The sequence below is a fragment of the Nonomuraea sp. NPDC001699 genome, assembly GCF_053596455.1.
Genome location: NZ_JBSFGF010000018.1, coordinates 197,097 through 204,638, shown reverse-complemented (window position 1 = coordinate 204,638; position 7,542 = coordinate 197,097). Strand labels below are relative to the sequence as shown.

Annotated in this window: 8 protein-coding genes and 1 pseudogene; 8 read left to right on the top strand and 1 reads right to left on the bottom strand. The window is 71.8% G+C overall.

Annotated features, from left to right (window positions below; genetic code table 11):
* Nucleotides 1-159, top strand: a pseudogene (locus ACWCSU_RS38620) (CHAP domain-containing protein); the annotation flags it as partial.
* On the opposite strand, the gene ACWCSU_RS38615 reads toward ACWCSU_RS38620, so the two are convergent.
* The gene (locus tag ACWCSU_RS38615; RefSeq protein ID WP_449941799.1) at nt 138-749 is read right to left on the bottom strand and encodes a TetR/AcrR family transcriptional regulator; all 612 of its coding nucleotides are present in this window, start codon (nt 747-749) and stop codon (nt 138-140) included. The pseudogene ACWCSU_RS38620 and the gene ACWCSU_RS38615 sit on opposite strands and share 22 nt — an antisense overlap.
* A gap of 97 nt (nt 750-846) precedes the next feature.
* On the opposite strand from ACWCSU_RS38615, the gene ACWCSU_RS38610 reads away from it, so the two are divergent.
* The 7 genes from ACWCSU_RS38610 (at nt 847) to ACWCSU_RS38580 (ending at nt 7,538) form a co-directional block, all read left to right on the top strand.
* A complete protein-coding gene (locus tag ACWCSU_RS38610; protein WP_449941797.1) occupies nt 847-1,305 on the top strand; it encodes a nuclear transport factor 2 family protein in 459 nt (152 codons plus the stop codon).
* A gap of 80 nt (nt 1,306-1,385) precedes the next feature.
* Nucleotides 1,386-2,609 carry a Tm-1-like ATP-binding domain-containing protein gene (locus ACWCSU_RS38605; RefSeq protein ID WP_364087060.1) on the top strand — a complete coding sequence of 408 codons (1,224 nt, stop codon included), beginning with the start codon at nt 1,386-1,388 and terminating at the stop codon, nt 2,607-2,609.
* Nucleotides 2,609-3,424 carry a phosphoenolpyruvate hydrolase family protein gene (locus tag ACWCSU_RS38600; RefSeq protein ID WP_357693748.1) on the top strand — a complete coding sequence of 272 codons (816 nt, stop codon included), beginning with the start codon at nt 2,609-2,611 and terminating at the stop codon, nt 3,422-3,424. The genes ACWCSU_RS38605 and ACWCSU_RS38600 overlap by 1 nt, the downstream gene beginning before the upstream one ends.
* Before the next feature lie 16 nt (nt 3,425-3,440).
* Nucleotides 3,441-3,854, top strand: a complete 414-nt coding sequence (locus tag ACWCSU_RS38595; RefSeq protein ID WP_357693746.1) for a cupin domain-containing protein — start codon at nt 3,441-3,443, stop codon at nt 3,852-3,854.
* Nucleotides 3,855-4,282: 428 nt separating this feature from the next.
* Nucleotides 4,283-4,774: a hypothetical protein gene (locus tag ACWCSU_RS38590; protein WP_364087065.1), complete on the top strand. Its 492-nt coding sequence runs from the start codon at nt 4,283-4,285 to the stop codon at nt 4,772-4,774.
* Nucleotides 4,774-6,222, top strand: a complete 1,449-nt coding sequence (locus tag ACWCSU_RS38585) for a hypothetical protein (protein ID WP_449941794.1) — start codon at nt 4,774-4,776, stop codon at nt 6,220-6,222. The genes ACWCSU_RS38590 and ACWCSU_RS38585 overlap by 1 nt, the downstream gene beginning before the upstream one ends.
* Nucleotides 6,219-7,538, top strand: coding sequence for a VWA domain-containing protein (locus ACWCSU_RS38580; protein ID WP_449941792.1), 1,320 nt, complete (start codon nt 6,219-6,221; stop codon nt 7,536-7,538). Before ACWCSU_RS38585 ends, ACWCSU_RS38580 begins: the two co-directional genes overlap by 4 nt.
* Nucleotides 7,539-7,542 lie beyond the last annotated feature (4 nt).

The following is a 7,542-nucleotide window of genomic DNA, read 5'->3' as shown; positions in this document are numbered from 1 at the left end:
AGCCTGAGCGACATCCAGCACGTCGGCTTCGTCGTCAAGGACAACGGCGACGGCACGATCTCCACGATCGAAGGCAACACCGGCAACGGCAAGGTCGAGGAGCGCGTCCGCCCGGCCTCCCAGGTCGTCGGCTACGGCTACCCGTCGTACGCCGCCTGATCTCGGTCCTCTGAAGAGCGCACTCCCTGCGGGGGGTGCGCTCTTTCGCGTGTGTGCTGGTCGACCAGGGTGGCGGCGGCCTGGGCGGCCGAGCGGGCGGCGCCGGGGTCCTCGGAGACCATCGCGGTCACGGTGGCGCCGTCGATCAGGGTGAGCAACTGCTCGGCGAGCAGGCCGGGATCGCCGGCGCCCGCCTTCTCGGCGAGCGAGCGCAGGTAGGCGCGCAGGCGCTCCTTGTGCGCGCGCACCGCCGTACGGACGGCGGCCGAGCCGGCGCCCAGCTCGGCGAAGGCGTTGACGAAGCCGCAGCCGCGGAAGTCGTCCTCGGTGAACCAGCGTTCCAGCCACTCGAAGACCGCCGGGATGCGGTCGCCGGCGTCCGTCACGTACGCGGTGAGCGAGGCCGTCCAGCGTTCGTCGCGCCGCCGCAGGTACGCCACGACCAGCGCCTCCTTCGACGGGAAGCACTGGTAGAGCCGCTTCAGCGAGAGGCCGGAGGCGGCCCGGATCTCGTCCATGCCGACCGCCTGCACGCCGCGGCGGTAGAACAGGTCGCCCGCGGCGTCCAGCAGCAGCTGCTCGTGATCCATGACACTCCTCCAGGTGCTTGCGGCGGAGAACGCGCGTTCTCTACGCTATCGCACACCCCGGGAGAACGCCCGTTCTCTCGATATGAGAGGACATCACATGGCACGCCCGCCCGTTCCGCCGTTCACCGAGGAGACCGCCCGGATCAAGGTCCAGGCCGCCGAGGACGCCTGGAACACCCGCGACCCCGAACGTGTCGCGCTCGCCTACACCGAGGACTCCGTGTGGCGCAACCGCGGCGAGTTCGTCACGGGCCGCGCCGAGATCGCCGCGTTCCTGCGCCGCAAGTGGGATCGGGAGCTGGACTACGCCCTGCGCAAGGAGCTGTGGGCGTTCACCGGCGACCGCATCGCCGTCCGCTTCCAGTACGAGTCCCGCGACGCCACCGGCCAGTGGTGGCGCAGCTACGGCAACGAGCAGTGGGAGTTCGACGAGTCCGGGCTGATGCGCCGCCGGGAGGCCAGCATCAACGACGTCCCCATCACGGAGGACGAACGCCGCATCTTCGGCTCCCGCCCCCTGTCCGAGCACGGAGTGGACGTCCTCGGCGTCCGGTGACCCCGCGACCGCTCCGGCATGTGACAGCCCGCCCGGAGATCAACGGGTAAGGTCGAGGAGCCGATCGTAGGAGGTCTGACATGGCGGTTCTGCTGCTGGGCACCCTCGACACCAAGGGGGAGGAGTACGCCCTCGTCCGCGATCTGATCGTCCGGGCCGGGCAGGACGTCGTCCTCATGGACACCGGCGTGATGGGCGCCTCCGCGCTGGCCGCCGACGTCCCGGCCGAGGCCGTCGCGCGGGCCGCCGGCACCGACCTCGACCGGCTCAGGAGCGCGGGCGACCGCGGCGCCGCGCTCGCGGCGATGGCGGCCGGGGCCACGGCCGTCGCCAAGGACCTGCACGCCCGCGGCGGGCTGGGCGGCGTGCTCGCGCTGGGCGGCAGCGGCGGCTCGTCCATCGCCGCCGCGGTCATGCGGGCGCTGCCCGTCGGCCTGCCCAAACTGCTGGTGTCGACCATGGTCAGCGGCGACGTGTCCGCCTACGTCGGCGAGACCGACGTGACGCTCATGTACAGCGTCGTCGACGTCGCGGGCGTCAACTCCATCTCCCGCCGCATCCTGGCCAACGCCGCCGCCGCGATCAGCGCCATGGCCGCCTCGTACGACGCCGGAGCCGAGCCGTCCGGCGCGGACAAACCACTGGTCGCGGCCACGATGTTCGGCGTCACCACACCCGCCGTGGACGCCGCGCGGGCCCGGCTGGAGTCCCTGGGCTACGAGGTGCTGGTCTTCCACGCCACCGGCTCGGGCGGACGCGCCATGGAGGCGCTGGCGGCGGGCGGCCACTTCGCCGGGGTGCTCGACCTGACCACCACCGAGCTGGCCGACGAGCTCGTCGGCGGCGTCCTGTCGGCCGGCCCCGACCGCCTGACCGCCGCGGGGAACGCCGGCGTCCCGCAGGTCGTCAGCCTGGGTGCGGTCGACATGGTCAACTTCGGGCCGATGGAGACCGTGCCGGACCGCTTCAGGTCACGGCAGCTCCTGGTCCACAACCCCACCGTGACGCTCATGCGCACCACCCCCGCCGAGAACGCTGAGATCGGGCGGGCGATCGGCGAGCGGCTGGCCCGCGCCTCCGGGCCCGTCACGCTGTTCGTGCCGCGCGGCGGCGTCTCGGCCGTCGACGTCGAGGGCGGGCCGTTCCACGACCCCCGGGCCGACGCGGCCTGCTTCGACGCCGTGCTCGCGGCCGTCGCCGGGAGCCCCGTCGAGGTCGTCCAGAGCGACCAGGACATCAACAGCGCGGAGTTCGCCGTGGCGGCCGCCGACCGGCTGCACCAACTGATCCAGAAGGGGGCCTGATGCACCGCGACGAGGCACTACGGAGGCTGCGCGCCCAGCGGGAGGCAGGCAAGCTGATCATCGGCGGCGGCGCCGGCACCGGGCTGTCCGCCAAATCCGCCGAGGCGGGCGGGGTCGATCTGCTCATCATCTACAACTCCGGGCGGTTCCGGATGGCCGGCCGCGGCTCGCTCGCCGGCCTGATGCCGTACGGCGACGCCAACGCGATCGTCGTGGAGATGGCGGGCGAGGTCCTGCCGGTCGTCAAGGACACGCCGGTGCTGGCCGGGGTGTGCGGGACCGACCCGTTCCGGCTGATGCCGCACTTCCTCGACGAGCTGAAGCGCATGGGCTTCACCGGCGTCCAGAACTTCCCGACGGTCGGCCTGATCGACGGCGTCTTCCGGGCGAACCTGGAGGAGACCGGCATGGGCTTCGACCTGGAGGTCGAGATGATCAAGCTGGCGGCCGAGCGCGACCTGCTCACCGCCCCCTACGTGTTCAGCCCCGAGCAGGCCACGGCCATGGCACGGGCGGGCGCCGACATCCTCGTCCCGCACATGGGCCTGACCACCAAGGGCAGCATCGGCGCCGTCACCGCGATCAGCCTCGACGAGGCCGCCGTACGGATCCAGGAGATGCGCGACGCCGCCGTCGCCGTGAACCCCGACATCATCGTCCTGTGCCACGGCGGCCCTATCGCCGAGCCCGACGACGTACGCCACATCCAGGACAGGACGGTCGGCATCGCCGGCTTCTTCGGCGCGTCCTCGATGGAACGCCTGCCCGCCGAGCGGGCCATCGCCGAGCAGGTCCGCGCCTTCAAGCAGCTCTGACCGGGAGGAACCCGCCATGCACCGACGACCGGACGCCCTTCCCACGATGCTCTTCGACTGGGGGGCCATCAAATGGCACGTGACGCCCGACGCCGTGCCGGGCGCGTCCTCCACGTTCGGCGAGGTCATCATCAACCCGAACAAGGGGCACGAACGCCACCTCCACCCGGACTCCGACGAGGTCCTCTACGTCATCGAGGGCGAGGGGCGGCAGACCGTCGGCGACGACCCGGAGTTCCCGGTCAGGGCCGGTGAGGCGATCTACATCCCGAAGGGCACGCTGCACTCCACGTTCAACACGGGGTGGCGGCCGCTGCGGATCATCGCGACGTACACGCCGGGCGGAGCCGAAGCGGCACTCCGCGACCTCCCCGGCTTCACGGAACTCACCCCCGGCGACCACCCGACCTGGACGGCCGTCACGCCGTGACCGGCAGCGACCGTGTGCGGAGCGCCCAGGCTGCTTGACCTCGGCTCCGGCGATGAAGACGCCGCGGTCGAGGCACAGGTCGGCGGTCCGCAGGATGTCCTCCCGGCTGTTCGTGGCGAACGCGATGTGGTGCAGCCGGCCGCTGGAGCCGGACCGGTCGTCGGTGCGGACGAGGTCGTAGGACTTGTTCGCGAAGTGCAGCCACCGGTCCGAGATCCGGCCGCTGTCCGGCATGATCTGCGTCGGTGACGCGGGCGCCGAGTGTGCCCCTGACGAACGCGCCGCCGGCCGCCGCGGGAGGCGTACTGTCCAGATGATCGTTCGGCCCCGGTATGTCGGTGGCCTCCGGTAGATTTCCGGATCTGTTGATCAAGCCCATCGAAGTTGGCTGTCGGCGTGAGCATGCCGTCGGACTGGAGGTCGAGATCTTGGACGCGGACGAAACCGCGTGGGAGCAGCGCAGCGTCGTGCGGGTGGTGCCGCCGGTCCAGCCGCGCAAGCTGGCGAAGGTGCCCTTCGTCGAGCTGGCTGACGGCAGGTTGCAGGGGGTCGTGTCGAGCGGGTCCGACATCGAGCGGGTCTACGTCTCGTCGATCGCCGCCGGCACCCATGACCTGAGTTGCAGCACCAACAACAACCGCCCGTGCGGCGCGCTGCACGGCTACGCGTGCAAGCACATCCGCATGCTGGCCGACGAGGCCGTGCTGCAGTACGGCCTCGACCGGGTGGCCCGCTACCTGCGTGTCGAGGTGCCCGAAGGCGCCGGCCTGATGAGCGCGCTGAACGGGACCCCGCAGCGGACGCCGGCGGCCGTGGTGTTCAGCCGGTTCCTGCGCCACCTGGCCTACCTGGAGGTGCCGGACAGCACCGAGCCGCTGGCCGAGCTGCACTGGTTCCCGGCGATGGGGGAGGTGCGGTGATGCTCGACGTACAGCTTGGGGAGCTGGTCGGCGACGGGCCGGCCGGGGTGGAGGAGGCGCTCGCGCTCGTCGCGGGGTTCGACGGAGCGCTCGGGCACGGGTTCGCCCGGGTCGCGGAGGAGGACGCGGCGGCGCTGGCCGCGCTGGCGGGGGCGCTCGCGGGCTCCCCGCTCGGCGATCGGCTGGCCGAGGCGGCGGAGAAGGTGACCGCGGGGTCGGTCGCCGACGAGCATCTGGCGGCGCTGGCCGGGGGGCGCGCCGCGCTGTTCGGCGCAGTGCACGACGCCCTGCTCGCCCGCCTCGACCAGGCACTGGGCCGCAGCCGCGCCTCCTGGCCTTCGGCCGCCACTACTGACGCCAACACAGGGGCGGCGTCTGTCGGCGGTGCGACGGAGGTCGATGCAGGGGCGGCGTCCGGTGGTGGGGTGCCGGAGAACGTGCTGGCCGGGTGCCGGGTGTGGTTGCGGGAGCTGGCGATCACCGGTTGGCGGGGCGTCGACGACGACCTCGTCTCCGGCGGCGACCAGGTGATCGAGGCGCTGCTCGCGGTGCCCGGGTCACGCGGGCTCGCCGTCCTGCTCGACGGGCTGGCGGCCGAGCTGCGGGCGTCGTCCCCGGTGGCGACCATGGACAGGGTGCCGGTCAGGCGGTGGGCCGATCTGTGGACGCGCGGGCTGCTGCTCGCCCAGTCCGGCCCGTGGCACGGCGTGCCCGAGCCGGTGTCGGGGCGGCTGCTGATCCTCGGCGCCGACGTGCACGAGCATGCCACGGTCGTCCGCGTGCAGGTGCACGGCGTCCTGGAGGAGGCCGGGGGGCAGACGAGGCTGGTCCGGACGAGCGTCGCGGCGGCCAAGGTCGACACCATCGTCGGGCCGTCGGTGTGGCGGCTGTTCGGCGGCCGGCCCGTGCTCATGGGCGCGCTGGCCGAGCACCGGTCCGTGGAGATCGACGGCATGCCGCTGCTGCCCGGCGGCGACCTGCTGTGGCACGACGACCGCGCCCGTACGGGGGCCGAGGCCGATCCGTTCACCACCGCGCGGGTTCAGCTCGCGGGCGCGTCGGCCCCGGCCACGCCGCCGCTCGACCGCCATCCCGTACGCATCGCCGAGCCGGTGCTGGTCGAGGGGTACACGGTCGACGGGCACGTCCTCGACCTGGGCGGCAACAAGCTCGATCTCGACCTCGACCGGCTCCCGACGAGCTGCCCGCTCACGCCGGAGCTGGTGGCCGCGTCCTCGGCGTGCATCGGGCTGGTGCGCCGCGACGGCGGCAGGTGGTTGCTGCAGCCGCTCGCCGTCCAGGCCACGGTCAAGAAGAAGCCGGTCACCGTGCACAACGGCGACTGGGCGACGGGCCCGACCGACCCCAAGGTCGTCAAGGCCGAGGCCAAGGCCGGTGACGTGGTCGCCGTGCTGCGCGAACGGGCAGGACGGCTGCTGCGGAAATGACCGAACCCACCACGAGCGCCGACCTGACCCCGAGCGCCGACGAGACCAGGCGTCAAGTGCTGTACTGGCGGCTCATGTCGCGGCTGTTCTCGGCCGACGAGCAGCCCGCGCTGGAGACGGCCAGCATGGGCATCGTCGGCGACCTGGAGCTGCCGCCCGCACTGCTCGACCCCGGCGTGTCGGTGGACACGCTCGTCCAGCGTTTTCCCGAGCTGGGCGACGAGCTCCAGGACCTGATGGCGGACAAGGAGCACGAGGAGGGCGGCGAGGTGCGCCGCGCCGCGCTGGTCTCCAAGCTGCTGCTCAACGTGTTCTCCACCGGCACGGGCGACGTCTCGGCGGGTCAGCTGGCCCGCTGGAAGCAGGACGCCGGCTGGTTCGAGAAGGGCATGGGCTGCGAGCCCGGCGGCCTCAGGAACGGGCCGGGCAACGAAGAGCTGGCCGCCGTGCTCGCCATGATCGAGGGCGACCTCGTCAAGCGCATGCGCCTGCGCGAGGTGCTGGCGGACCCGGCCCTGGCCAGGCAGCTCACGCCCAGCATGTCGCTCATCGAGCAGTTGCTGCGCGACAAGTCCAACCTGTCGGGCGTCGCGCTGGCCAACGCCAAGGCCCTCATCCGCAGGTTCGTGGACGAGGTCGCCGAGGTGCTGCGCACGCAGGTGGAGAAGACCAGCGTGGGCGTCATCGACCGGTCGGTGCCGCCGAAGCGGGTCTTCCGCAACCTCGACATCGAGCGCACCATCTGGAAGAACCTCACCAACTGGAGCCCCGAGGACCAGCGGCTCTACGTCGACCGGCTCTTCTACCGGCAGACGGCCCGCCGCACCACCCCGGCCCGGCTGATCGTGGTCGTCGACCAGTCGGGCTCGATGGTCGACGCGATGGTCAACTGCACCATCCTGGCCTCGATCTTTGCCGGCCTGCCCAAGGTCGACGTGCACCTCGTCGCGTACGACACCCGCGCGCTCGACCTGACGCCGTGGGTGAACGACCCGTTCGAGGTGCTGCTGCGCACGACGCTCGGCGGCGGCACCGACGGCACGGCCGCGATGGCCCTGGCCAGACCGAAGATCGCCGATCCGCGCAACACGGTGATGGTGTGGATCTCCGACTTCTACGACAACCGCTCGCTGATCAACGACTTCGGGTCGATCCACCGGTCGGGGGTCAAGTTCATCCCCGTCGGCTCGGTCAACAGCTCCGGCTACCAGAGCGTCGATCCGTGGTACCGCCAGAAACTCAAGGACCTGGGCACCCCCGTGCTCTCCGGCCATGTCCGCAAGCTCGTCTTCGAGCTCAAGAACTTCCTCACCTAGGAGA